The organism is Paenibacillus sp. FSL R7-0302, assembly GCF_038006885.1.
Taxonomy (GTDB): Bacteria; Bacillota; Bacilli; order Paenibacillales; family Paenibacillaceae; genus Paenibacillus_AQ.
This window is the reverse complement of the sequence record NZ_JBBOWB010000002.1, coordinates 667,211-691,724: the sequence shown is the minus strand read 5'-3', so window position 1 is coordinate 691,724 and position 24,514 is coordinate 667,211. Positions and strand designations below refer to the sequence as shown.

Genomic DNA, 24,514 nt, shown 5'->3' with positions numbered 1-24,514 from the left:
CTTGGAGGAACCTATGTCTTTTCATGAACTATTAGGCCAGGAGGACGCCAAGCGGCTGCTTCAGAATGCCTTACGCAAGGATGCGGTCAGCCATGCCTATCTGTTCACGGGTCCGGCAGGCAGCGGGCAGGTGAAGATGGCTTTGACGTTCGCCCAGGCGATATTCTGTACCGCCAGCAAAGATGATGCCTGCGGAGAGTGCCTGGAATGCCGCAAGGTGGAGCATGGCAATCATCCTGATCTCACCCTGTTGCGTCCCGACGGGGCCAGCATTAAGATCGACCAGATTCGTGAGCTTCAGCGTGTTTTTTCCTACCGCTCGGAAGGGATTAACCCGAAGGTCTATATTATAGAAGGAGCGGACAAAATGACGGTGCAAGCCGCCAATAGTCTGCTGAAATTTCTGGAGGAGCCGCCTGCCCCGGCGGTCGGTATTCTGATTTCGGATAACAGCAGTTCCCTGCTTCCGACGATCCAGTCCAGAACCCAGCGCATTCCGTTTAGCCCGCTGCATCCGGATATTATGCTGCAGGCGTTGTCTGGAGAAGGGGTTCCAGTGCCGCTTGCACGTTGCGCGGTATCACTGACGGCCGGTCTTGACGGCTGCAGGGAACTTTTGGCACAGAATTGGTTTGCAGAAATGAGAAATCTAGTGTTACAATTAGCGAAGGAGTCTCTGGGCAAGGGCAGCACTGCGGTAGCAACCGCGGGTTCGAAGCTGTTCAAGACCGGACTTGGTGAACATTTGGACACTCTATTCAGCATGTTCCACTTATGGTTCAAAGATATGCTCTACTTCCTGTACCGAAAGCACGAAAGTATCGTTTTCATAGATCAGTTAGACTTTATTTCGAGGGCTGCCCGTCAGAGGAGTACGCAGCAGTGGGTGGCTTATATGGAATATGCGGCGGAGAGCAAGCGGAAGCTGCGTTCCAATGCCAATGCCCAGCTGTGTCTGGAGCAGTTTTTAATCCGGCTGGAAAGCTAGAGGCTCGGGTTATTTATAATAGATCCTCCGGGATATAATCCTCAGCACCTGGAAAGACCGGGTATAGCGGACGAGGAAGGACAAGCATGGATCATCAGGGAAGCAGTCTTGCTTAAGGGTTCCTTTACCGTCAAACAAGGGGGTTAATTTTTGTACAGCGTAGTAGGTGTCCGCTTCAAAAAAGCGGGTAAAATATATTATTTCGATCCGCTTGATTTCCCGATTGAACGCGATCAATGCGTGATTGTCGAGACTGCAAGAGGGGTCGAATACGGTAAGGTTGTCGTTGGCAAAAAAGAGGTGCAGGAAGCTGACGTTGTACTGCCGCTTAAGAAAGTCATGCGCATTGCCGGTGAAACCGACGCGCGCGTGGTGGAAGAGAACAAAGGTGCAGCTAAGGACGCTTTTACCACCTGTTTAAATAAAATCCGCGATCATGGCCTCAAAATGAAGCTGGTGGATGTGGAGTTTACGTTTGACCGTAACAAGATTATTTTCTATTTCACGGCCGAGGGCCGCGTGGATTTCCGCGAGCTGGTGAAGGACCTGGCCAGTATTTTCCGTACCCGCATTGAGCTCCGGCAGATTGGTGTGCGTGATGAAGCCAAGATGCTGGGTGGATTAGGCCCATGCGGACGGGTGCTCTGCTGCTCCTCCTGGCTTGGCGATTTCGAGCCGGTGTCCATCAAGATGGCGAAGGATCAGAATCTGTCGCTTAACCCGACCAAGATCTCGGGATTATGCGGACGGCTGATGTGTTGTCTGAAGTTTGAGCATGATAATTATGAGAGCACGAAGGAAGAAATGCCGGCTGTAGGCAAAATGGTCGTTACTTCACTGGGTGACGGCAAGGTAGTCGGTATCAATGCCGGCAGCCGCACGGTTCATGTGCAGCTGTTTGAAGTGGGCAAAGTTAAAGAACTTCCAATGGATGATGTTGTCGTCAAGTAAACCATTATAAGGTTACTTTCGGGGTGGAAACTTGGAGAAGAAAAATATATTTGCACACATGCAGGAGATGGAAGCGCAGATGGATGAAATGCGCACCACTCTGGGCGATTGGAAGCAGACGGTCAAAGAGCTGATGGAAGCGAATCAGAAGCTGAGTCTGGAGAACGAGCAACTTCGTATCATATTGAAAAGGGAAGCGCCTGTAGATAAGGCCGCACTGTCTGCGGAGGCGGAGGCTATACTTGCTGCCGAAGGGAAAGAGGAGGTTGTCGGGGAAGGCTACGATAATCTGGCCCGGCTGTATCACGAAGGCTTCCACATCTGTAATGTCTACTTTGGGCATTTGCGGACGGAAGGCGATTGTCTGTTCTGCCTTTCTTTTCTTAATAAATGAGGATATCCAGCCGTAGGAGATTGTCGCCTACGGTTTTTTTGAATGTAGAGAAGGAGATTACAATGACCCATTCAATGAACAATACACCTGTACCCTTACATGAAGCAGAACGAGTCGATGACCTGCTCACCCATGATCTGAGAATTATCCAGAGTGACGAAGTGTTCAGCTTCTCGATGGATGCCGTATTGCTGGCACGGTTCGCCAGTGTACCGCCGCGCGGACGGGTGCTTGACCTGTGTACGGGTAACGGAGTAATTCCTATGCTCCTGACTACACGGACGAAGGCTTCTATTGAAGGAATCGAGATTCAGCCCCGTCTGGCAGACATGGCCCGGCGCAGTGTATCGCTTAACGGTCTGGAGGAGCGGGTACAGATTCATGAGGGCGATTTGCGGGAGCTTCATCTTACAGCGGGCTATGGCGTATACGATGCGATCACGGTGAATCCCCCTTATATGCCGCTGAACGGGAGCGATCTGAAGCTGAATTCCCATCAGGCGATGGCCCGCCATGAAATCGGTTGTACCCTGGAGGAGGTCATTCAGGCCTGTGTCCGGCTGGTCCGTACCGGAGGCAAAGTCAGCATGGTGCATAAGCCGCAGCGCCTCGTGGATATTATCAGTCTGATGCGGAAGCACCGGCTGGAACCGAAGCTGATCCGCTTTGTACATCCCCGCGCCCATCTGGAAGCGAATATGGTTCTGATCGAGGCCGCGCGTGACGGGAAGCCGGAGGTGCGTTTACAACCGCCTTTAATCGTATATAATGAGGACAATCAATATTGCCCCGAGATTATGGATATTTATTACGGAAACAAAGAGGATACGAGCCAATGACCATACAATGCCAAAGCAGCTTTCAAAATAACCATGACGGAGCGAAGCCCGAAGGATGCGGATGCCTGTATCTGGTGGCTACGCCGATCGGCAATCTGGAGGATATGACTTACCGGGCAGTACGCACGCTGAAGGAATGCGATATTATCGCAGCTGAGGATACGAGGCAGACGCGTAAGCTGCTGAGCCATTTTGAAATAACACCGTCCATGCTGTTCAGTTACCATGAACATAACAAGGCCGCCAGTGGGCCGGAGCTGATACGCTATATAATAGAAGGTAAAAATCTGGCACTCGTCAGCGATGCCGGTCTGCCGGCGATTTCCGACCCTGGTGCCGATCTGGTAGCTCTGGCTGTCAGCCATCAGATTCCGGTGATTCCGGTGCCTGGAGCGAATGCCGCCTTGTCGGCTTTGATTGCCTCAGGACTGCCTACCGCCAGCTTCACGTTCGTCGGCTTCCTGCCTAGAGAGCGCAAGGATATAAGGGCCGTCCTGGCACCTCTGCGTTCTGCCCAAGGGACACTGCTCTTCTACGAATCGCCGCACCGCGTGGCCAAGACCCTTGTTCATTTGCAGGAGGCCTTCGGCAACCGCCGGATCACACTGGCCCGTGAGTTAACTAAGCGGTATGAGGAGTTCCTGCGCGGAAGCATTGAGGAGTGCCTGGCCTGGCTGGAGGAGCATCCCCCGCTTGGCGAATACGTAATTGTGCTTGAGGGAGAGAGCAAGGAGGAGGCCGAGCTGGCCGAGTCTTCCTGGTGGCGTCAGCTTAGTACCGGGGAGCATGTAGCCCACTATGAGGCTTCAGGTTTAACACGTAAGGATGCGATGAAAAAGGCAGCGTCCGACCGTGGCCTGTCCAAGCGAGATATTTATAATGAACTCCTGGAGCGGAGTTAGAACACTGTGGTGTTGTAGTTATTACAATTCCAGTAAAAACCTAAAGATGGGTTTAACCATCTGATTACCCAATGAAATAAATGTATTTCGTACACTTATATGGATTGTCTTGTTCCATTTATTGATTATAGTTGTAGTTTATACATTTATATGTATAGGAAAATAAATCTTTTGGAAGAATTATGTGGATATAAGTGTTCAAAGTACACTTATAATGATCAAATGGATGTTTTAGCAATAAATAGCTGTACAGAATACAGTTATCCAAATTTCTCAAGACCATTTTTCTTATATAATGATTCTCACCTTAGGGGCGTTTGGCTTAGCGTAACGGACTGAGGTGCTCTTATCCGGGAAGAAAGTCGTCACTTGGGCGATTAACGGACCCCAAGGACCTTATCCCCTGCAATTCAGCTCCAAAACGACTCGTAGAAGGATGATAAGGTCGCCTGAGTCCGTTACGCTGCAAAAGGTGACGTTCTCGTGGGAATAAGGTCTTTTCGGTCCGTTAGATTTTTTGGGATGATAGGGTTTCATTATCTGACACTGTACTAGTCGCTCCACATAGCAAGTTCTGGCAAAAAGAAAGTCAGCAGCCAGTAACCATCCAGCATCCAAGTCGCTAGTCACTCTATAGTAAAGCGTATCCCGCAGGGAGAGCGTTCTACGCTCATCTGTGACACGGAAGCACCCGGCGCAGCCGCCATAGGCACCTGCCTATGGCGAAACCCTTCGTATGGCAAGGCCCGAGGGATCACCGCAGGGAGTCCGAAAAGGGCCGGTCCACCGCCGAACCCCGCTTCCTTCCGCGTCCGCTGCAGAGATCCGCCAAGCTTCCGGGTGTCCAGAGGGCCGGGGCCCTTGGGGCCCTCCCTGTAGGAAGGGTTTGGGAGGGTACACACAAAAAAATACCTCCCGCGCGAACGGGAGGCCAAGGAGATATAAAAAGGTTAGAATTAACAATTGGATTAGTTCCTATTATACCCTATTTATTTTAGTTTGTCACAGGGGTAGGGATAGCCGAAATGCATTCATGACAAACAATTTTACCTTTGAAGTAAGTTACATTCTCAGCATTACCGCAGAAAATGCAAGCAGGCTCGTATTTCTTAAGCATGATCCGCTCACCGTCCACGTAAATTTCGAGCGCATCTTTTTCTCCAATGCCTAGGGTGCGACGCAATTCAATTGGAATAACGACCCGTCCAAGCTCATCTACCTTACGTACAATTCCTGTTGATTTCATCATTACAATCGTTGCTCCTCTCAATGTTCAAAAGCGTCATTATTCGACATTCTTCACTGTTTTATGATATTTATAATACCAACCATTCCCAAAACAGTCAACCTTTTTTCAGGCTAATTTTAAGGAATCTTTTGAGACCACATTTATTCCGCGTTTGATCGGGCAAATCACTCTAAAAAAGCTAATGAAGATGTTTGTCGATTTGGCAGTATATGAATCGCTAATATTCGACAAAGAGCGACAATATATTATATAAAACAAGAAAAGGAGATGATTTCATGAAGCAACCGCTGTCAGAAGAGAAGGTATTTAAGGACCCGGTCCACAACTACATCCATGTACAGGACACTATTATTTGGAGATTGATCAATACTATGGAGTTCCAGCGTCTGCGGCGCATCCGGCAGCTGGGCACCTCCTATTTGACCTTTCACGGGGCGGAACACAGCCGGTTCTCCCATTCTCTGGGGGTATATGAGATTACGCGGAGGATTATTTCCCAGTTTGAACGTAGCGGCTATAAGGACTGGATGCCGGAGGAGAGACTGCTTACCCTGTGTGCGGCACTGCTGCATGATTTGGGGCATGGCCCATTTTCCCATTCTATAGAAGAAGCTTTCGAAATGGATCATGAAGAATGGACCTGCCGTATCATTCTGGAGGATACAGAGATTACGGCTATTCTGCGTGATGTGGCCGAAGATTTCCCCGGTAAAGTAGCCTCGGTCATCTCCAAAACCTATGAGCATGAAATTGTTGTCAATTTGGTGTCGGGACCGCTGGATGCGGACCGGATGGATTATCTGCTCCGGGATGCATATTATACAGGAGTAAATTATGGAACCATCGACATCGACCGGATTCTGCGGATGCTGCGCCCTTATGACGGCCGGGTGGTTGTGAAGGAATCAGGGATGCATGCGATTGAGGATTACCTGATGTCACGGTACCAGATGTACTGGCAGGTCTATTTCCACCCGGTAACCCGCAGCTCTGAGATTATTCTCAGGCAGATTCTCCGCCGGGCCAAGGAGCTGGTGCAGCAGCAGCATGCCTTCCGCTTCATGATCGAGCCCTTAAGTGATCTGTTCAGCGGAGAGGTAACGGTAGGGCAGTACCTGCTGCTGGATGAAGCCTTGATGCAGACTGCCTTCATGCAGTGGACGCTGGAGGAGGATGACATCCTGAGCGACTTGTGCAGCCGGTTTATCCATCGTAAACTGTATAAATATGTGGAGATGGAGCATTTGGATTCTGACACGATTGACGAAATCCGCCGCAGCTTCGCCGGTGCGGGACTCCGGCCCGATTATGATCTGGAAATTGATTATCCCACCGATCTTCCCTATGATGTGTTCCGTCCGGGAGACGGCTTTGACAGCAAGCAGATCCTGCTTCTGGACAAGCATGACCGGCTGAGGGAAATCTCGGAGGTCTCGGATATTGTTCGCTCTATCAGTGGTATTCACCGCGGCAGATACCATCTGTATTTTCCGCAGGACAGACTGCAGAAAGCCCTTCCACAGCTGCCGCCGTCCATCGCAGAGATTTTTGCCAAATAATCAGATCATGCTTGGAATTATAGATACAACAACAGGCCGAAAGGATGTAATGTAATGCAGTTATTCGACACCCATACCCATCTGGATGCTCCACAATTCGACGAAGACCGCGAAGAGGTCATTGCCAGGGCGCTGGAAGCCGGCGTCAGCAAGATGATCAACATCGGCTTTAACCGGGATACGATACCGACCACCATGCAGCTTGCCGAGAAATATGATTATATTTATGCAGCCGTTGGCTGGCATCCCCAGGATGCCATCACGATGAAGGACGGAGACCTGGAATGGATCGCCTCCTTATGCGCTCATCCCAAGGTGGTTGCCATCGGCGAGATTGGGCTGGATTACTACTGGGATACCTCTCCTAAGGATGTGCAGCATGAAGTATTCCGCAAGCAGATCGGGCTGGCCCGTGAGCTGAAGATGCCAATCAGCATTCATAACCGTGATGCTCATGAAGATGTGATCCGTATACTCCGCGAGGAGAAGGCGGGCGAGGTTGGCGGGGTAATGCACTCCTTCTCCGGGAGTTGGGAAAGTGCCAAGATGTGTCTTGATTTGGGCTTCCATCTTTCTTTTGGAGGACCGATTACGTTCAAGAATGCCCGGGTGCCCAAAGAGGTGCTTGCCCAGACTCCGCTGGACCGGCTGCTGATCGAAACCGACTCCCCATATCTGACTCCGCACCCCTTCCGGGGCAAGCGAAATGAGACCGCTCATGTGAGGCTGGTAGCGGAGGCGGCCGCGGCAATAAAAGGGATTGAATTACAGGAATTGGCGGAAATTACGTATGCGAACGCACTGGAACGATTTGGGATACTCTGAAAACAGGAGTAAAAGCGGTGAAAAATGAAGTATAGCGGATATATTAAACTTTTATGACGGAAAAACGGCCGATTATTACAATATTTTAATCATTTTTTTACGTAAACGTGGTTGAATCGTCCTTTACAACATGTATCAAAACAGGATATCATCTTTTCAGTGCAGTGAGCTGTTGTAACTGTGACAGTCACTAATTTCATGGATCGTCTCGCTGAGTCTCCGTATGGAGAACGGGGGAACCAATAATGCGCTGCCGCATGAACGTACAGAGTACAACGCAGAATTGCCGCAGGCATTATTTGATTTCTTTACGTGGTCTTTGGGGTGAATTTGAGGGCAACCGCCGTGAGCGGGTGACCTGAGATAGGGCGTCTCTCTTATGTCCGAACCCGACAGCTAACCCCGTAAGCGCAAGTAAGAGAGGAAACCTCGTGCATAAGCATTCCGACGTATTCGACACCGGGAAGCCACGAAAGAGTCCTCTATGAGCTCTTTTTAGGCTTCTTTTGTTTTGAATAATGAGAATGCTCCCGGCATACTGTTATATAACAGATCTCCGGAGTAACTATGCCGAGCAGGCGATCCATGAGCAGGAAACGCTGAAGCAAGTGCGGGCGTATCCTGTTGCAAACTCAAACCTAGTTTCGTCAGAAGTGATACAGTCACCTTGAACTAACTTAGACGACGGGGCTATGTAAGGAGGATGGAAAGAGTGGGCGTATTCCAACCAGAGGTATCCCATGATTCGCAATCATCCAGCAGGTCTTTCGCATTACGGTTGAAGCAAGTGAATCCCCGCGTAGTTTTACTTGCCGGTGTGGCATCGATTGTTATCGCACTGTTAATACTGCTGTACGTACACGGTCAGAGCAAAAAAGAAATTACCCTAGTAATAGACGGACAGGTACAGACACTGGAGACGCGGGAAACGCTGTTCAGTGATGTGCTGGCTAAGGAACAGATTTCGCTGCAGGCGCATGATGAATTATCTATTGGCCTTAGTGATGAAATAAAAGACGGCGACCGTATCGTGATTAACACTGCGCAGAAGTTCGCTCTTACCGTAGACGGAAAGACCGAGACGTTATTTACGACCGAGGATACCATTGGTCAGGCCATCGACAAGCTGGGCTACAGCCTGGAAGGCTTAGACAAGATTTACCCTTCGCTAGAAACCGCAGTATCTGCAGACATGGAAATCAAAATTGTCCGGATTAACAAGCATGTGGTTCAACGGACAACTAATTTGCCTTTCCGGGTCATTAAGACAGCAGACCCCTCATTGACCAAGGGAACCGTAAGAGTGGCACAGGCAGGTAAGCCTGGCGTAATGGTCCAGCACATCGAGAAGATCTATCAAGATGGCGAGCTGGCATCCATGCGCATGATCGGCAAGGAAGTACAGACGGTTACCAAGGACAAAGTCATTGCCATTGGAACCAAGCCGCTTCCTAAGCCCGTCGTAGTTACTGCCAAAGTTTCCAAACCTGTAACAACCTCCAAGTCATCTAAAGCGAGCGCAAAGGCCAGCAATGTTACCAGTAAGGCTGGTGTGGATTTCGAGTACAAAAGAATGATCAAAAACGTATCCATGACCGCGTATTCGTCGCAGGAACCGGGTATTGGAACACGTACTGCCTCCGGCACACGCGTAACGGAAGGCCGCACTATTGCTGTAGATCCTAGGGTTATACCAATCGGCTGGTGGGTGTACATTGAAGGATTAGGGTTTCGCCGAGCAGAGGATACCGGCGGTGCCATCAAAGGCAACAAGGTGGATGTCTATTACGATTCACTGAGTCATGCCCGTAATTTCGGCCGCAAGTCGCGCACACTCTATGTGATCGGACCTGTGAAGCCGGAGCTGAACTAAACGTAAAGTCTTTTGCAAATTAGCGGTTAATACGATATAGTGAGGGAAGCACTTACGAAATTTCAGAGAGCTGCCGCTCATCACTTATACATTCTTTAGCCAAAAAGAAGGGGAGCGAATCCTCTTCTTTTTGCGTTCTGGAGTAAGGAGTAAAAATATTTATGATTAAAGAGCTAATTGTGGTTGAAGGGAAAAGTGATACCGTTGCCGTTAAGCGGGCGGTTGAGGCCGATACGATTGAAACCGGGGGTTCGGCAGTAGATAGCAGGGTCATTGCCAAGATCAAGCTGGCCATGGAGCGCCGGGGTGTAATCATTCTTACCGACCCGGATCATGCCGGAGAGCGAATCCGCAAAATCGTCGCGGCCAAGGTGCCGGGCTGCAAGCATGCCTTCATCCCGGAGAAGGATGCAACGCGCAAAGGAGATATCGGAATAGAGAATGCTTCGCCTGAGGCTATCCGCCATGCGCTGGAGCATGTACATACCTCCTTCGAGGGGGCGCCGCCCATCATCGGGCTGGATGAGCTTATGGCCGCAGGGCTGATGGTGCATCCCCGGGCGGCTGAGCGCAGAATGCAGCTTGGCAATCTGCTCGGTATCGGTTATTGCAATGGCAAACAGCTGTACAAACGTCTGGCGATGTTCGGCATTACCCGCGAAGAGTTCGCGCAGGCCCTCGCCCAAATTGATCAGGGAGGCATTACTTCATGAGCGGTATCGAGAATATCTCGTCCCCAACAAGAACCAAAGCGATAATTCAGCGTTACGGATTCTCCTTCAAAAAAAGCCTGGGCCAGAACTTTCTGATCGATCAGAATATTCTGGACAAAATCGTGGATGCCGCCGGTCTGGACAGCACAGCCGGTGCGCTTGAGATTGGGCCGGGGATCGGAGCACTGACGGAACGGCTGGCGTTGACGGCCGGGGCCGTCACTGCGGTAGAGATTGACCGCAGGCTGATTCCGATTCTTAGGGATGTCCTGTCGCCTTATCCCCATGTAAAGATCCGTAATGACGATGTGCTGAAGGTGAATCTGCAGGAGCTGTTCGCTGAGGATTTCGCGGGCAGGGACCGGGTTAGTGTCGTAGCTAACCTGCCGTATTATGTGACTACACCTATCCTCATGAAGCTGCTGGAGGAGAAGCTGCCGCTGGATAATATCGTGGTCATGATCCAGAAGGAGGTTGCCGAGCGTATGGCGGCGTCTCCGGGCGGCAAGGAGTATGGCAGCCTGAGTATTGCCGTCCAGTATTACAGCGAGCCTGAGCTGGTCTGTATGGTGCCGCGTACGGTGTTCATCCCGCAGCCTAACGTGGAATCGGCTGTGATCCGGCTGAAGGTCAGAGAACGTCCTCCGGTGGAGGTAGCGGACGAGAAGCATTTCTTTGGTGTGGTTCAGGCGTCCTTTACCCAGCGGCGCAAGACGATTGCCAATAATCTTAAGGCACGCTTTTTCCCGGAAGAAGGGCGGGAGCGCCTGGAGGCGCTGCTCTCCGAAGCCGGCATTGAACCCTCGCGGCGCGGCGAGACGCTTAGCATTGAGGAGTATGCACGGCTCAGTGCGGTTCTTCTGGCCGCAGGCATCGCATAGAATACAGAAAACCCTCCCGGCGGATGAACCAACCGGGGCCTTTGCCCATAACATGGGGTAGAGGTGGTGTTGTGATGAATCTAGGAGACTTGGTCATTCGTAAATCCTATGGCGGCGATGTGACCTTCCGGGTAGACAATATATTGCAGAATAGAGCAGTCATTAAAGGCACGGAGTTCCGTCTGCTGGCGGATTCCCCGCTGGAGGATCTGGTTCAGGTGCCTCCTACACGGGTTACCGAGCGGGGAGCGCGTGCGCAGATCAAGGCAACAGAATCTCTAACCTGGTTGCGTAAAGACCGGCAGGTGCAGAGCCAGCGAAGCGGAGAGAGCGTGTCGGGGTCCACGGGAACCTGGGGCCAATCTCCGAAGGAAGCGGCTTATTTTGAAGTGCCGGGTAAGGTCCTGCATTTGGATGGTGATGCACTCTATCTGAAGAAGAGCCTGAGCCTCTACGAGCAGCTGCGCATACCGGCGGAGGGACATCATGTCAACGAATCCAAAATGGCGGAGACGCTGTACCGTCTGCTGCCCCGTGTGCGTCCCGATATCGTAGTGATTACCGGCCATGATGGAGTACTTAAGCAACAGCAGAATTATGATCTGTACAGTCTGAGCAGCTATAAGAATTCACAGAATTTTGTGGCAGCCATCCGGGTGGCCCGTGAATATGAGCGGAATTTCGATGCTTTGACGATTGTAGCCGGAGCCTGCCAGTCGCACTTCGAGGCTCTCCTGGGCAATGGTGCCAACTTCGCCAGCTCCCCGGGCAGAATACTCATTCATGCCCTGGACCCGGTGTATATCGCGGCCAAGGCCTCTTTTACCTCTATCCGGGATACGGTGAACTTAAGCGATGTGCTGAGCCATACGATCAGCGGCAATCAGGGTATGGGCGGAATAGAGACGCGGGGCAGCTTCCGGATCGGAATGCCTCAGCTGCAGAACCTGGCTACGCTGAAGGTAGCGCCTTCGGTGCTGTAACCATTCAAGTGATAACTGAACAGGCGGAAGGAATAGGGTAAGCATTCGTGCTTATCCTATTTTGCTGCCACGGAAGCCGCTTAGGACACAAGATGGGTTAGGGAGCAGCCAGTCATCATTACTGATAACAAGGTGCTTAAGTCAGGAATATCCCCGTCTAAAAAAATTCCGTTGACAACTTTTTTCTCATCATCTATAATTATTTATTTAATTTGACAAGTGGTTATAGAGGTTGTATAATGGACAAGGAAAGAGGTGGTCGTCAGGTAATGGCTAATAACGCGCTGTTAGAAATTAAACGCAGTCTTGAAGCTCACGTCGGTCATAAGATCACGTTGCGGGCTAACGGTGGCCGTCGGAAGACCGTTGAACGCACCGGTGTCCTGGAAGAAACGTACCCTTCTGTATTTATTGTCAAACTCGATCAGGAGCAGCAGACATTCAAGCGTGTCTCCTATAGCTATGCCGATATACTTACTGAATCTGTGGAAATCACAGTTACCGAAGACGATGGGCAGATGCGGATTATGTATATCAAAGCTTAGCGTCATGACAGTCTCCCTGCGGGGGGGCTGTTTTTTGATAGAATTTTTATGTTTTGGGGTCCCCGCAAAGAACCTGAGTCAACACCTACGCTAAAGCCCCACTTTGTGGGGTTATTTTGCATGTAGGGGGTCTTCCTGAATTATGCTGCATGACACTGGCCTCCCGGCTGCATACTACATAGGCAGTACGTTCATCATAGAGCAGCATACAAGGGAGGAATTCGTAATGAGCCGCAGAAGACGAAGCATGATGTCCGAGGAATTGAAGACGGAGCTGGCCAAGGAGCTTGGGTTCTACGAAACGGTTGAGCAGGAGGGCTGGGGCGGAATCCGGGCAGTCGACGCCGGGAATATGGTGAAACGGGCGATTCAGCTGGCAGAGCAGGCTGCTGCGCGGAAATTGTAAGCGGCTATAGCGGTGTTATGCCGCACCGGGTATCGCCTGCGGGCGGTACCTTTTCTGCATCATAGAACCGGATGTTTATTTAATGGACTTCACTGTCAGTTTCTCATATAATATGTTAAGTTGTTTTGTACGGGAAAAGCTGAGGGTGGGTGAACGCCTTGAAAATGTATGAGAAGGCACCGGCAAAAATTAATCTGATGCTGGATGTGCTGCATAAGCGGGCTGACGGATTTCATGAAGTGGAAATGATAATGACAATGGTCGATCTGGCGGACCGTCTGGAGCTGTCGGAGCTGAAGCGGGATTCGATTATTATCTCAAGCCAGGCCGGATATATTCCGCTGGATGAGAAGAATCTGGCCTTCCAGGCGGCAAGGCTGATCAAGGACCGGTATAACGTCAGAAGCGGAGTACATATCCATCTGGACAAAAGAATTCCGGTGGCTGCCGGCCTCGCCGGCGGCAGCAGCGATGCCGCGGCTACGCTGCGCGGCCTGAACCGGCTCTGGCGCCTGGGCATCCCGGTGCAGGAGCTGCAGGAGCTGGGCGCTGAGCTGGGCTCAGACGTCCCGTTCTGCGTCACAGGAGGCACTGCCCTGGCTACGGGCAGGGGCGAACGGCTGACCCAAATCGCGAATCCTCCGCAAATGTGGGTCATCCTGGCGAAGCCGCCGATCAATGTATCGACGGCTGAGGTATACGGACGCGTACGCGCCGGCAACATAGCGGTGCATCCGTCCGCGCTCCGCATGCAGCAGGCTCTGGAGGCCGGTGACTTCTCAGCCGTCTGTGAGGGCCTTGGCAACGTGCTGGAGGATGTGACTCTGAAGCTGCACCCTGAGGTGCAGCAGCTCAAGGAAGCGATGCTGAAGCTGGGAGCGGACGGCGTGCTGATGTCGGGGAGCGGTCCGACCGTATTTGGCCTTGTCTCCAAGCACTCCAAGGTGGCGAGAATCTATAACGGGCTGCGCGGATTCTGCAAGGAAGTCTATGCAGTGCGTTCGCTGAGCTAAGCGGAGCAGGACCATCCTCTAATCACGGAGGCAGAGCGGTTTTCGCTTGTGTAAATCCGTACAATAATGATATTATTCATAGTAATATTCGGTTTTGTATAAAGTGAATTTAAGAAGCAAGCATGCATTATTCTTAAATTCAGCTTATAAGGCGAGGAGCGTTCCGTGAAAAAACTTAAACGAAGCCAACGGTTAGTTGACATGACCCAATTTTTACTGGAGAAGCCGCACGATCTGCTGCCTCTGTCCACTTTTGCAGAGCGGTACGGTGCGGCGAAGTCATCGGTCAGCGAGGACCTGGCTATTATAAAAGAGGTATTTGAAGGCGAAGGAATGGGCGAGCTGCAGACACTGGCCGGGGCAGCGGGCGGAGTGCGTTATATTCCGCGCATGCCTATGGATATGGCGCTTGCCTTCGTGAACCGTCTGTGCGGGCAGCTTGAGCAGAGCGACCGGATACTGCCCGGCGGTTATCTGTATATGTCGGATCTGCTCGGCCTCCCGTCCCTGATGGAGCAGGCCGGCAAGATCATTGCCACCGCCTTCTACGGCGTGGAGATTGATGTCGTCATGACGGTGGAGACCAAGGGGATTCCGCTGGCGTACGCAACGGCAGCGCAGCTGGGGCTGCCGGTCGTGCTGGTCCGCCGTGACCATCAGGTAACCGAGGGCTCGGCTGTAAGCATCAACTATGTATCGGGCTCCCATAAGAGCATCCATACGATGTCCCTGTCCAGACGGGCACTGCGCGAGAAATCCCGGGTGCTGATTGTCGATGACTTCATGAAGGCGGGCGGCACCGTACGCGGAATGGTCGATCTGTTGGGTGAGTTCAATGCAGAGGTCGCAGGTGTAGGCGTGCTCGTAGAGTCCGGCGACGTGGAGAATGAAGAACGTCTGCTGCATGACTACGTGTCGCTGGTGAAGCTGACAGAGGTGGACTCCAAGGTGCGGCGTATTTCGGCGTTTCCGGGCAACTATTTCTCCTCCTGAACGAGGGATAGTGCCGGTTCTGAAAAGTCGCGCATAATGTCGAAACTGTGAGGATTCTTAAGATAACTGCACGAAATCTGTCGAAATCGACGATTCTGCAAAAATAATCTTCTTAATCAGGCATTATTTGGAATGAAAAAGAAGGAATTCGCTTTGCTGTGTGGAATTATACACCAAGTCTCTGATGGAAAAAGGTGGTGAACACACACATGCAAATTACGGATGTCAGACTCCGCCGCGTCAACTCTGAGGGGAGAATGAAAGCAATCGCATCCATTACAATCGATAACGAGTTTGTTGTTCATGACATTCGCGTCATCGACGGGAATAACGGGATGTTTGTTGCAATGCCCAGCAAGCGTACACCTGACGGAGAATTCCGCGATATCGCACACCCGATTTCTTCGGGAACGCGCGAGAAGATTCAATCTGCGGTTCTGGCCGAGTACGAACGTGCCGCTACGGAAGAAGAGGAAGTTATTGAAGAGGGAGCTTAAGCGGTGAACCGCTGACTCTCTGGAAGTTGCTGCCTCCCCAGGGCGGCAATAGGCCATACCGTTTTATATGTTTCGGGGTCCCCGCAAAGTACCCGGGTCAGCCTCGGAGCCAAAGCCCCACATTGTGGGGGATTTTATTGGGGTTCGAAGAAAAGGGAACCATGCCTGCATGGTTCTCTTTTCTTTTTGCCCGGAATGAGATATATTCAGTAGTGAGTTCAAGAAGTGGGAGGTTGGCATTCTTGAAAAGAATGGCTGTTGTACTTGCTGCAGGTCAAGGCAAGCGCATGAAATCTAAATTATACAAGGTACTGCACCCTGTCTGCGGTAAACCGATGGTAGGGCACGTGCTTGATACAGTGAAGGCAACCGGATGCCAGCGTAATGTAGTTGTTGTAGGCCACGGCGCCGAGAAGGTTAAGGCATACTTAGGCGAGGATGCCGAATATGTGCTCCAGGATGTCCAGCTTGGAACCGGCCATGCCGTCAAGCAGGCCAAGGATCTTCTGGGCAGCGAAGAAGGAACCACCATTGTCATCTGCGGAGATACGCCGCTTGTCATGAGCGAGACACTCGAAGGCATGATGGTGCTGCATGAAGCGCAGAATGCTGCTGCAACAGTCCTTACTGCTGTTATGGAGCAGCCTGCCGGATATGGACGGATTATCCGCGGCGAAGACGGCGGAGTGCTGAAGATTGTGGAACAGAAGGATTGCACAGAGAGTGAAGCTGCGGTTAACGAGATTAATACAGGGACGTATTGTTTTGATAACGCGAAGCTCTTTGCTGCTCTCGAGAAGGTTACGAATACCAACAACCAGCAGGAATATTATTTGACGGATGTTATCGGCATACTCCGGGCGCAGGGCGATATCGTTCTGGGCTATCAGGCCCATGATGCAGCAGAGTCCATTGGTGTGAATGACCGACTGGCGTTGTCTGAAGCCGAAGGCTATATGCGTCAGCGCATCAACCGGGGTCATATGCTCGGAGGAGTCACTATCATCGATCCGGCTTCAACCTACATTGGAGCAGATGTTGTCATTGGAGCAGATACTGTGCTGTATCCGGGCACGGTACTCAAGGGCAAGACAGTGATCGGCGAAGATTGTGTGATTGGTCCGGCAAGTGAAATTGAAGACTGCGTGATTATGGACGGAGCGGCTGTGAAGCATTCCGTGCTGAATCAGGCTCAGGTCGGCACACGGGCTTCCGTTGGGCCTTTTGCGTATTTACGTCCCGGTACCGTTCTGGGTGAGGGTGTTAAGGTCGGCGACTTCGTAGAGATCAAGAATGCTACAATCGGCGACGGCTCCAAGGTATCTCATTTAAGCTATGTCGGTGATGCTGAGGTCGGTAAGAATGTCAATATCGGCTGCGGCGCGATCACCGTTAATTATGACGGCTATAATAAGTTCAGAACCGAGATTGGCGATGATGCCTTTATCGGCAGCAACGTGAACCTTGTGGCTCCGGTTACAGTGGGCAAGGGCGCATTCATTGTCGCCGGTTCCACGATTACGCGTCCGGTATCGGAGAACGATCTGGCGATTGCCAGAGCAAGGCAGGAGAATAAGCCGGGATATGCAGAGAAGATCCGCTCCCGGGCCAAGGCGAAGAAAGACCAGCATAGTCCATCGTAAAGCGTGTAAGCAGAAAGCAGCTGTAGGCTTAGAGCGCCGGACGGACTTCTTGCACATCCGCGCCGGTGCTTTGGCCAGTTAAATTCCGTCACGGAGGGTTTATATTTTATGACTTATTGTGATTCCAAACTCAAGATTTTCACCTGCAACTCCAATCCTAAGCTGGCCAGCCAGATTGCTGATTATATCGGCATTCCGATGGGCGAGTCCCATACGACCAGCTTCAGTGACGGAGAGATTCAGGTTAAGCTGTCGGAGAGTGTCCGGGGCTGTCATGTCTATATCGTACAGTCCACCTGCGGACCGGTGAACGACAATCTGATGGAGCTTCTGGTGATGGTAGATGCGCTTAAGCGTGCCTCCGCGAAGAGCATCAATGTCGTAATTCCTTACTACGGGTATGCCCGTCAAGACCGTAAGGCCCGTTCCCGTGATCCGATTACGGCCAAGCTGGTAGCGAACCTGATTGAGAAGGCGGGTGCACATCGCGTCATTACTATGGACCTTCATGCGATGCAGATTCAAGGCTTCTTCGACATTCCTGTGGATCATCTGCTGGGTGTTCCGATTCTGGCTCAATACTTCCGTTCGAAGCAAATTCAGAACCCGGTGGTCGTCTCTCCTGACCATGGGGGCGTGGTGCGTGCCAGAAAGCTGGCTGACTTCCTTAATGCTCCGCTGGCGATTATCGACAAGCGCCGTCCTGAACCGAACGTCAGTGAGGTTATGAACATTATCGGTAATATTGAAGGCAAAACGGCGATCCTGATCGATGATATCATCGATACGGCAGGAACGATCGTTCTGGGAGCCAATGCTCTGATGGAAGGCGGCGTGAAAGAAGTCTACGCCTGCTGTACGCATCCTGTATTATCCGGTCCGGCGCATGAACGTCTGGAAAACTCTCCGATCAAAGAAATTATCGTGACGGATACCATTCCAATTCGCAGCAGCAACCCGACCTCCAAGCTCAAGGTACTGTCCGTGGCCCCGCTTATGGGCGAAGCTATCATTCGCGTGCATGAAGAGCTGTCGATCAGTAAGCTGTTCGAAATCGAATAGGCCGCAGGCAGATCAGCAGAAAAAGGGTTACACCTTTCGTCAAGCGGAAGGTGTAACCCTTATCGGCGTGATGCAGCGGGAGGGACTAAAGGCTCGTATAAGCTTCAATATCCCGGACGGGAGATGAAGGTGAAGAGGCTGCGGTTGTACAGCGTACCCTGCAGCTCTACGAAGCCTTCGTCCACCGCTGTAATCACACCGATGTCTACGTGCGCGTTCCCCCTATAGACTTCAACAGGCACAGCATATTGAATATGGTACTGGAAATGGCGCTGCAGTGTTAAGATATCGCCCTGATGTGGCATGTTCATCACCTGTCTCCGGAGTATAAACTTATTGTACCAAAAACGGAACTCTTCTGCTGAGAGTACCGGGCGGAAAGGAAAAACCTTAAATATGAAATGGATTGTTGGACTCGGGAATCCCGGAACGCAATACGCGAAGACCAAGCATAATGTCGGCTTCATGGCCCTCGATGAGCTTGCGTCCAGACACGGAATTGCCTTTAACCAGAATAAATGCAAATCGGTAATCGGTGAAGGGATGATCGGCGGTGTGAAGACGGTGCTGATCAAGCCGATGACCTTCATGAATCTGTCCGGGGAAGCGGTACGGGCTTATATGGATTATTATAAGGTCCAGCTGGAAGATATGATTGTGGTCTATGATGACCTGGATACGGAGCTGGGTAAGATCAGGCTGCGTTATCAAGGCAGTGCCGGCGGGCACAATGGCATCAAGTCCATCATTCAGCATACGGGCACCCAGAGCTTCAACCGGGTGCGGATGGGCATATCCCGTCCGGAGCCGGGCTTTGCTATAGTTGACTACGTACTATCTACCTTCGCCAAGAAGGATGGAGCAAGGCTTGAGAGCATGATAAGTGATACTTGCGATGCTGTGGAATATAGCCTGCAGCATACCTTTGAACAGACCATGGCCAAATTCAACGGATGAAATACAAGGCATAGGGTTCAGGACCCTGCGGCTAAAGCCCTCCCGGGCGGGGCATACTGAAGGTATATACTACCTTCAGGAGGCATATAGATGGCAATACACTATGTATGCAGGCACTGCCGGACGTTCTTGGGAAGCATTGGCAGAAGCGATATTACAGAGATGCAGCTGGGGCTGCAATCCTTGACCCCTGCGGAGCGCAGAGATATCATAGCGTATGATTCAGAAGGCGAGATTACGGTGAAGGTGACCTGCGATTACTGCAAGCAGGCGCTGGATAACAACCCCGAGCTCAGCCTGCTGGCCAGTCCGCTTCAGTAAGGTGGAAGCGCCTGTCTCTATCGTCATCCGCAAGCCTTGGCCTTATCCGCTGAGGCTTGTTTTCGATTCCAATTATAATAGGTGATAGCGGCATTGCCGCTGTCAGCCTGTTTAGTAAGAGAGGTGCACCTGTTGTTACAAGGTCTTATAGAAGCTTTTTCCAAGGATACTGATTTCCAGTCTGTCACCCGTGGCATCGCAGCAGGGATGAAGGAACAGCTTATCTCCGGTCTGTCCGGCTCGGCCAGACAAATCATGCTGGCTGCCCTGCATGAGGAGACGCAGCGTCCGCTCTTGGTTGTGACCCATAATATGTTCTCAGCCCAGAAGATGGCTGATGATTTGCAGGAAGCGCTTTCCCCGGAGCAAGTGCTGCTCTACCCGGCGAATGAGCTGGTGGCGGCTGAGGCCGCTGTCTCAAGCCCGGAGACGCTGGCCCAGCGGATTGATGTGCTTACGCGCTGCGCCCAGGGCTTCCGGGGAATCGTAGTCGTTCCCTACTCCGGCGTTCGGAGGCTGCTCCCCGCTCCGCATGTCATGGCTGAAGCCCAGCTTACGGTTTCTCAGGACGGAACCTTACCACTGGATGACTTCCTCATGTCCATGATTGAGATGGGCTATGAGCGGGTGGAGCGGGTAGAGAACCGCGGTGAGCTTAGTGTACGCGGCGGTATTATCGACTTCTATCCCATGACCTCTCCACTGGCTTACCGGGTGGAGCTGTTTGATGATGAGGTAGACTCTATCCGCACCTTCGATCCTATGGATCAGCGCTCCATCGATAAGGTCCGCAGTGTGAAGATTACACCGGCCAAGGAGATTATATTCGATCAGCTCCGCCAGGATGCGGCTTCTACCGCTGCGTCTGCAATGCTGGAGCGGCAGCTTGAGAAGATGAGTGACCGTCAGGCCAAGCTGCGTCTGCGTGAGGAGATGGGCCGGGAGCTGGAGATGCTGCGGCAGGGCACCTATTTCCCGGAAGTCTATAAATATATCAGTCTGCTCTACCCTGAACGTATTCATCTGTATGATTATATGGCTCAGGATACTTTGCTTGTCCTGGATGAGCCGGCCAGACTTCTGGAGACCGCCAAGCAGCTGGAGCGGGATGAGTCGGAATGGAATCTGCACCTGCTGCAGAACGGCAAGACGCTGCCTGAGCTGCAGCTCTCTGTCGACAGCGAGGTTATTATGTACCAGCGTCCGTTCCAGAGCCTGTTTATGTCGATATTTCTGCGTCAGGTTCCGCATATTCAGCCACAGAATATCTTGGGCTTCATCAGCCGCGGAATGCAGGACTTCCATGGCCAGATGAATGTGCTGAAGTCCGAGATGGAGCGTTGGCACAAGTCCGGCGTGAAGGTGATCATGCTGGCTAATGGCGAGGAGCGGATGGAGCGTATCCGCCGGGTACTGGACGACTATGGCATCGAGGAGCCGACGATCCTGCAGGGTAACCTGGGCTCCGGCTTCGAGCTTCCTTCGATTCATCTCGCGGTGATCACTGAGGGTGAGATGTTCTCGCAGAAGCAGCGCAAGGCGCGTAAGGTCTCGAAGGGCATTGATAATGCCGAACGGATTAAGAGCTATACCGAGCTGAAGATCGGGGATTATGTGGTTCACCAGAATCACGGGATCGGTAAATATATGGGCATCGGGACGCTTGAGGTCAGCGGCATTCACCGCGACTATATGCATATCCTCTATGCTGGAGGCGACAAGCTCTCTGTTCCGATTGAACAGATTGACCTGATTCAGAAATATGTCGGCTCGGAAGATAAGGAGCCGAAGGTCTATAAGCTGGGCGGCAATGAATGGACCCGGGTGACCAGCAAGGTACGGAGCTCGGTTCAGGATATCGCCGATGATCTGATCAAGCTGTACGCAGAGCGCCAGAGCGCGCTTGGCTATGGCTTCGAGAAGGATACGCAGGAGCAGCGCGAATTCGAAGAGATGTTCCCTTATGAGGAGACCCGTGACCAGCTGCGGGCGATCGAAGAGATCAAGAAGGATATGGAGCAGAACCGTCCGATGGACCGGCTGCTCTGCGGTGATGTAGGCTATGGCAAGACAGAGGTGGCGATCCGGGCTGCTTTTAAATCTGCTATAGAGGGCAAGCAGGTGGCTGTGCTCGTGCCGACGACGATTCTGGCGCAGCAGCACTACGAGACCTTCCGTGAGCGCTTCGCCAATTATCCGCTGAATATTCAGGTATTGAGCCGGTTCCGCAGCCGCAAGGAGCAGAATGAGACGATCAAGGGAGTACGCCAGGGGACAGTGGATGTTATTATCGGCACACACCGGCTGCTATCACAGGATCTGGTCTTCAAGGACCTCGGCCTTCTGATTGTCGATGAAGAGCAGCGTTTCGGCGTGACCCACAAGGAGAAGCTGAAGCGGCTGAAGACCAATGTCGATGTATTGACTCTGACAGCCACACCGATTCCCCGCACGCTGCATATGTCGATGCTCGGGGTGCGTGACTTGTCAGTTATTGAGACACCACCGGAGAACCGCTTTCCCGTACAGACGTATGTGGTGGAGCATAGCCAGACGCTGACCCGGGAAGCAGTGGAGCGCGAGCTGGCCCGTGGCGGGCAGGTCTATTATCTGTACAACCGTGTACAGGGGATTCAGGAAATGGCGGCGCAGATCTCCATGCTGGTGCCGGAGGCAAGAGTGGGTATCGGGCATGGACAGATGTCGGAATCGGAGCTTGAGAAGACGATTCTCGACTTCCTGGACGGAGAGTATGATGTGCTGGTTAGCACCAGTATTATAGAGACCGGTGTCGATATTCCTAATGTAAATACACTGATTGTTCACGATGCTGACAAAATGGGTCTGTCCCAGCTCTATCAGCTGCGCGGACGCGTCGGCCGTTCCAACCGGATTGCTTATGCCTACTTCACCTACCAGCGCGATAAAGTGCTGACCGAGGTGGCTGAGAAGCGCCTGCAGTCCATCAAGGAATTCACCGAGCTCGGTTCAGGCTTCAAAATTGCTATGCGCGATCTCTCCATCCGGGGAGCAGGCAATCTGCTGGGGGCGGAGCAGCACGGCTTCATTGCCTCGGTCGGCTTCGACCTGTATTCACAGATGCTGGCGGAGGAAATCCGCAAACGCAAGGTGAGCGTGCTTGGCGAGGAGGATACTTCGCTGAAGCAGGGGAATACGGTCATTGATTTGTCGATTGACGCGTATCTTCCTTCCGAGTATATTTACGACAGTATCCAAAAAATAGAAATCTATAAGAAGGTTGCTGCTGTGGCTTCCTTCGAAGATGCCTCCGAGCTTGAGGATGAGCTGCTGGACCGGTTCGGCGAATTGCCGGAAGCTGTTATTAATCTGCTCTCTGTGGCCCGGTTGAAGGTGTATGGCAAGCTGTACGGCATGGAATCCATGGTCCGGCGCGGGGATGATGCCCTGCTTAATTTCCACGAGGGCAGCCTCGGGGCGTTTGATACGGCAAAGCTCGCCAAAGTTGGTAATAGCTTCGAAAGGCGTGTACAATTTGATAAGGATGCCAAGGCAACGATCCGGATCAAAGCGAAGGATTTAGGTGACAAGGAGCTGCTGGATGTGCTGGAGCAATTCCTGGCGGCAGCCAAACAGTCTTTAAAATCGAAGGGAGAATTACACAATGTCGTTAAATAAAAAATCCTGGAAGGTACTGGTGGTCTCGCTGACCGCAGCCCTGTCCTTCTCCATGCTTGCTGCCTGCAGCAATAAAAGTGATGATACTGCGGTGGCAACGTATAAGGGCGGCACCATTACCCAGAAGGAATTCAATCTGGATACCCGCGTAATGAAATTCCTGTCCCCCGAGCAGGCGCAGTATCTGGAGATCGATATGTTCAAGGAGTCCATCCTGAAACAGGAGGTCGCGTTCGAATACTTGGCGGACAAGGCCACAGATGAAGCGAAGAAGGCTGCAGAGAAAGAAGTCGATACTCAGATCGGCTCTATCAAGACTGCGCTGGGCGATAAGTACAAGAGCACGCTGAAGGAACAGGATCTAAGCGAGTCGGACCTGCGTTCCTATATGCAGCGCGTACTTACCGTATATCAGGACATGCTGCTGAAATTAACGGACGAGCAGGTCAAGACCCATTATGAAGCCACCAAGGCTGATTATAGCGTGGCTACTCTGCGCCATGTCCTGGTGGGCCTGACCGATAGCGCCGGTAAAGAGCGGACGGATGCCGATGCGCTGAAGCGCGCCCAGGAAGTGAAGGCGAAGCTGGATGGCGGGGCGGACTTTGCAGCCGTTGCCAAGGAATACTCGGATGATACCGGCACGAAGGAAACCGGCGGTGAATACAAGGACAAGGCACTGGTAGATTATGTAGCAGAGTTCAAGGCTGCAGCCCACTCTCTTCCGCTGAATACGATCAGTGAGCCGGTCAAGACTACCTACGGATATCACATTATCAAGGTGGAAGCCCGCAAGGACACTACCTTCGATACGCTGACTGCCGACCAGCTGAAGGCTGTGAAGAACTCTGCCGCTTCTGCCAGCCTGGAGACCTTCCTGGAGAAGGAACTGGATAGTCTGGAGATTAAAATCAATCTGCCGAAGAGCTCTGCTGCTGCAGGCAGCGCGGGAGCCACAGCCACACCGGCTCCGGCTGCGGGCAGTGACACGCCAGCCGCTACAGATACACCGGCTGCTACAGAAGCCGCTAAATAAATTTAGGCTGGACAAGCCGCCTGATGCGCCATGCATCCGGGCGGTTTTTTTTGCCGTAATAGAGCAAAACGGGGAAAATACTGCGGCGGTATAGAAATGACTATTTGTGATCATAACTGGAATGATGCCGGGCCGGGGCGTTCTCATTCTCCATGAACAATTATATGCGGACTGACGGATGTATAAGGAACTGGGAAGAGATGAATACTATGGTCAGATATTACGAT

The 24,514-nt window shown here is 52.0% G+C and carries 24 protein-coding genes and 1 riboswitch; of the genes, 22 read left to right on the top strand and 2 right to left on the bottom strand.

Features of this window, described 5'->3' with window-relative positions:
* The first annotated feature begins 13 nt into the window (after positions 1-13).
* The 5 genes from holB to rsmI all read left to right on the top strand — a co-directional run bounded on the left by holB (position 14) and on the right by rsmI (position 4,074).
* Positions 14-988, top strand: coding sequence for a DNA polymerase III subunit delta' (gene holB / locus MKY96_RS28740; protein ID WP_036696363.1), 975 nt, complete (start codon positions 14-16; stop codon positions 986-988).
* A gap of 150 nt (positions 989-1,138) precedes the next feature.
* Entirely contained in the window at positions 1,139-1,939 is an 801-nt protein-coding gene (locus MKY96_RS28735) for a PSP1 domain-containing protein (RefSeq protein WP_036696365.1), read from the top strand.
* 31 nt (positions 1,940-1,970) lie between these two features.
* Complete coding sequence (gene yabA, locus MKY96_RS28730) at positions 1,971-2,333, top strand: DNA replication initiation control protein YabA (protein ID WP_036723981.1); 363 nt, start codon at positions 1,971-1,973, stop codon at positions 2,331-2,333.
* A gap of 62 nt (positions 2,334-2,395) precedes the next feature.
* Positions 2,396-3,172: a tRNA1(Val) (adenine(37)-N6)-methyltransferase gene (locus tag MKY96_RS28725; protein ID WP_200869522.1), complete on the top strand. Its 777-nt coding sequence runs from the start codon at positions 2,396-2,398 to the stop codon at positions 3,170-3,172.
* Positions 3,169-4,074 (top strand): 16S rRNA (cytidine(1402)-2'-O)-methyltransferase, encoded by a 906-nt coding sequence (rsmI, locus tag MKY96_RS28720; protein ID WP_076082757.1) that lies wholly within the window; start codon positions 3,169-3,171, stop codon positions 4,072-4,074. Before MKY96_RS28725 ends, rsmI begins: the two co-directional genes overlap by 4 nt.
* 994 nt (positions 4,075-5,068) lie before the next feature.
* Here the strand turns inward: rsmI and MKY96_RS28715 are convergent.
* The gene (locus MKY96_RS28715; protein ID WP_019914502.1) at positions 5,069-5,323 is read right to left on the bottom strand and encodes an AbrB/MazE/SpoVT family DNA-binding domain-containing protein; all 255 of its coding nucleotides are present in this window, start codon (positions 5,321-5,323) and stop codon (positions 5,069-5,071) included.
* Positions 5,324-5,598: 275 nt separating this feature from the next.
* On the opposite strand from MKY96_RS28715, the gene MKY96_RS28710 reads away from it, so the two are divergent.
* The 13 genes from MKY96_RS28710 to MKY96_RS28650 all read left to right on the top strand — a co-directional run bounded on the left by MKY96_RS28710 (position 5,599) and on the right by MKY96_RS28650 (position 18,316).
* The gene (locus tag MKY96_RS28710; RefSeq protein WP_340945773.1) at positions 5,599-6,882 is read left to right on the top strand and encodes an HD domain-containing protein; all 1,284 of its coding nucleotides are present in this window, start codon (positions 5,599-5,601) and stop codon (positions 6,880-6,882) included.
* Positions 6,883-6,936: 54 nt separating this feature from the next.
* Positions 6,937-7,707 (top strand): TatD family hydrolase, encoded by a 771-nt coding sequence (locus MKY96_RS28705; protein ID WP_036723976.1) that lies wholly within the window; start codon positions 6,937-6,939, stop codon positions 7,705-7,707.
* Positions 7,708-7,906: 199 nt separating this feature from the next.
* Positions 7,907-8,133, top strand: a riboswitch (cyclic di-AMP (ydaO/yuaA leader).
* A 286-nt stretch (positions 8,134-8,419) separates the two neighbouring features.
* Positions 8,420-9,580, top strand: a complete 1,161-nt coding sequence (locus tag MKY96_RS28700; RefSeq protein WP_340945769.1) for a 3D domain-containing protein — start codon at positions 8,420-8,422, stop codon at positions 9,578-9,580.
* A gap of 161 nt (positions 9,581-9,741) precedes the next feature.
* On the top strand, positions 9,742-10,293 hold the full coding sequence (gene rnmV / locus MKY96_RS28695; RefSeq protein ID WP_036696379.1) for a ribonuclease M5: 552 nt from the start codon (positions 9,742-9,744) through the stop codon (positions 10,291-10,293).
* Positions 10,290-11,174, top strand: coding sequence for a 16S rRNA (adenine(1518)-N(6)/adenine(1519)-N(6))-dimethyltransferase RsmA (gene rsmA / locus MKY96_RS28690; protein ID WP_340945768.1), 885 nt, complete (start codon positions 10,290-10,292; stop codon positions 11,172-11,174). The genes rnmV and rsmA overlap by 4 nt, the downstream gene beginning before the upstream one ends.
* A gap of 74 nt (positions 11,175-11,248) precedes the next feature.
* Positions 11,249-12,157: a sporulation peptidase YabG gene (gene yabG, locus MKY96_RS28685; protein ID WP_340945767.1), complete on the top strand. Its 909-nt coding sequence runs from the start codon at positions 11,249-11,251 to the stop codon at positions 12,155-12,157.
* A 269-nt stretch (positions 12,158-12,426) separates the two neighbouring features.
* Entirely contained in the window at positions 12,427-12,702 is a 276-nt protein-coding gene (veg, locus tag MKY96_RS28680) for a biofilm formation stimulator Veg (RefSeq protein WP_036696386.1), read from the top strand.
* A gap of 226 nt (positions 12,703-12,928) precedes the next feature.
* Positions 12,929-13,108, top strand: coding sequence for a small, acid-soluble spore protein, alpha/beta type (locus MKY96_RS28675; RefSeq protein ID WP_036723967.1), 180 nt, complete (start codon positions 12,929-12,931; stop codon positions 13,106-13,108).
* Between the two features lie 158 nt (positions 13,109-13,266).
* Positions 13,267-14,121, top strand: a complete 855-nt coding sequence (ispE, locus tag MKY96_RS28670) for a 4-(cytidine 5'-diphospho)-2-C-methyl-D-erythritol kinase (RefSeq protein WP_340946788.1) — start codon at positions 13,267-13,269, stop codon at positions 14,119-14,121.
* Between the two features lie 165 nt (positions 14,122-14,286).
* The gene (gene purR / locus MKY96_RS28665; protein WP_036723965.1) at positions 14,287-15,114 is read left to right on the top strand and encodes a pur operon repressor; all 828 of its coding nucleotides are present in this window, start codon (positions 14,287-14,289) and stop codon (positions 15,112-15,114) included.
* A gap of 209 nt (positions 15,115-15,323) precedes the next feature.
* Positions 15,324-15,611 carry a septation regulator SpoVG gene (gene spoVG / locus MKY96_RS28660; RefSeq protein ID WP_036696395.1) on the top strand — a complete coding sequence of 96 codons (288 nt, stop codon included), beginning with the start codon at positions 15,324-15,326 and terminating at the stop codon, positions 15,609-15,611.
* Positions 15,612-15,853: 242 nt separating this feature from the next.
* On the top strand, positions 15,854-17,254 hold the full coding sequence (gene glmU / locus MKY96_RS28655; RefSeq protein ID WP_340945764.1) for a bifunctional UDP-N-acetylglucosamine diphosphorylase/glucosamine-1-phosphate N-acetyltransferase GlmU: 1,401 nt from the start codon (positions 15,854-15,856) through the stop codon (positions 17,252-17,254).
* A 108-nt stretch (positions 17,255-17,362) separates the two neighbouring features.
* Positions 17,363-18,316, top strand: a complete 954-nt coding sequence (locus tag MKY96_RS28650; protein ID WP_019914487.1) for a ribose-phosphate diphosphokinase — start codon at positions 17,363-17,365, stop codon at positions 18,314-18,316.
* Between the two features lie 104 nt (positions 18,317-18,420).
* Here MKY96_RS28650 and MKY96_RS28645 read toward each other — a convergent pair whose 3' ends face one another.
* Positions 18,421-18,627, bottom strand: coding sequence for a hypothetical protein (locus MKY96_RS28645; RefSeq protein ID WP_379254216.1), 207 nt, complete (start codon positions 18,625-18,627; stop codon positions 18,421-18,423).
* An 85-nt stretch (positions 18,628-18,712) separates the two neighbouring features.
* Here MKY96_RS28645 and pth point away from each other — a divergent pair, with 85 nt between their 5' ends.
* The 4 genes from pth (at position 18,713) to MKY96_RS28625 (ending at position 24,287) form a co-directional block, all read left to right on the top strand.
* Entirely contained in the window at positions 18,713-19,273 is a 561-nt protein-coding gene (gene pth, locus MKY96_RS28640) for an aminoacyl-tRNA hydrolase (RefSeq protein WP_036723962.1), read from the top strand.
* A gap of 90 nt (positions 19,274-19,363) precedes the next feature.
* Positions 19,364-19,594: an anti-sigma-F factor Fin family protein gene (locus tag MKY96_RS28635; protein ID WP_036696405.1), complete on the top strand. Its 231-nt coding sequence runs from the start codon at positions 19,364-19,366 to the stop codon at positions 19,592-19,594.
* Between the two features lie 132 nt (positions 19,595-19,726).
* Positions 19,727-23,251 carry a transcription-repair coupling factor gene (gene mfd, locus MKY96_RS28630; protein ID WP_036723961.1) on the top strand — a complete coding sequence of 1,175 codons (3,525 nt, stop codon included), beginning with the start codon at positions 19,727-19,729 and terminating at the stop codon, positions 23,249-23,251.
* On the top strand, positions 23,238-24,287 hold the full coding sequence (locus MKY96_RS28625; RefSeq protein WP_340945759.1) for a peptidylprolyl isomerase: 1,050 nt from the start codon (positions 23,238-23,240) through the stop codon (positions 24,285-24,287). The genes mfd and MKY96_RS28625 overlap by 14 nt, the downstream gene beginning before the upstream one ends.
* The last annotated feature ends 227 nt before the right edge of the window (positions 24,288-24,514 follow it).

Excerpts from the sequence above, each read along its gene's own strand:
- holB (WP_036696363.1), top strand. The coding sequence starts at position 14 with ATGTCTTTTCATGAACTATTAGGCCAGGAGGACGCCAAGCGGCTGCTT.
- MKY96_RS28725 (WP_200869522.1), top strand. The coding sequence starts at position 2,396 with ATGACCCATTCAATGAACAATACACCTGTACCCTTACATGAAGCAGAA.
- rsmI (WP_076082757.1), top strand. The coding sequence starts at position 3,169 with ATGACCATACAATGCCAAAGCAGCTTTCAAAATAACCATGACGGAGCG.
- MKY96_RS28715 (WP_019914502.1), bottom strand. The coding sequence starts at position 5,323 with ATGATGAAATCAACAGGAATTGTACGTAAGGTAGATGAGCTTGGACGG.
- MKY96_RS28710 (WP_340945773.1), top strand. The coding sequence starts at position 5,599 with ATGAAGCAACCGCTGTCAGAAGAGAAGGTATTTAAGGACCCGGTCCAC.
- MKY96_RS28705 (WP_036723976.1), top strand. The coding sequence starts at position 6,937 with ATGCAGTTATTCGACACCCATACCCATCTGGATGCTCCACAATTCGAC.
- rnmV (WP_036696379.1), top strand. The coding sequence starts at position 9,742 with ATGATTAAAGAGCTAATTGTGGTTGAAGGGAAAAGTGATACCGTTGCC.
- rsmA (WP_340945768.1), top strand. The coding sequence starts at position 10,290 with ATGAGCGGTATCGAGAATATCTCGTCCCCAACAAGAACCAAAGCGATA.
- yabG (WP_340945767.1), top strand. The coding sequence starts at position 11,249 with ATGAATCTAGGAGACTTGGTCATTCGTAAATCCTATGGCGGCGATGTG.
- veg (WP_036696386.1), top strand. The coding sequence starts at position 12,427 with ATGGCTAATAACGCGCTGTTAGAAATTAAACGCAGTCTTGAAGCTCAC.
- MKY96_RS28675 (WP_036723967.1), top strand. The coding sequence starts at position 12,929 with ATGAGCCGCAGAAGACGAAGCATGATGTCCGAGGAATTGAAGACGGAG.
- spoVG (WP_036696395.1), top strand. The coding sequence starts at position 15,324 with ATGCAAATTACGGATGTCAGACTCCGCCGCGTCAACTCTGAGGGGAGA.
- MKY96_RS28650 (WP_019914487.1), top strand. The coding sequence starts at position 17,363 with ATGACTTATTGTGATTCCAAACTCAAGATTTTCACCTGCAACTCCAAT.
- MKY96_RS28645 (WP_379254216.1), bottom strand. The coding sequence starts at position 18,627 with ATGAACATGCCACATCAGGGCGATATCTTAACACTGCAGCGCCATTTC.
- pth (WP_036723962.1), top strand. The coding sequence starts at position 18,713 with ATGAAATGGATTGTTGGACTCGGGAATCCCGGAACGCAATACGCGAAG.
- MKY96_RS28635 (WP_036696405.1), top strand. The coding sequence starts at position 19,364 with ATGGCAATACACTATGTATGCAGGCACTGCCGGACGTTCTTGGGAAGC.
- MKY96_RS28625 (WP_340945759.1), top strand. The coding sequence starts at position 23,238 with ATGTCGTTAAATAAAAAATCCTGGAAGGTACTGGTGGTCTCGCTGACC.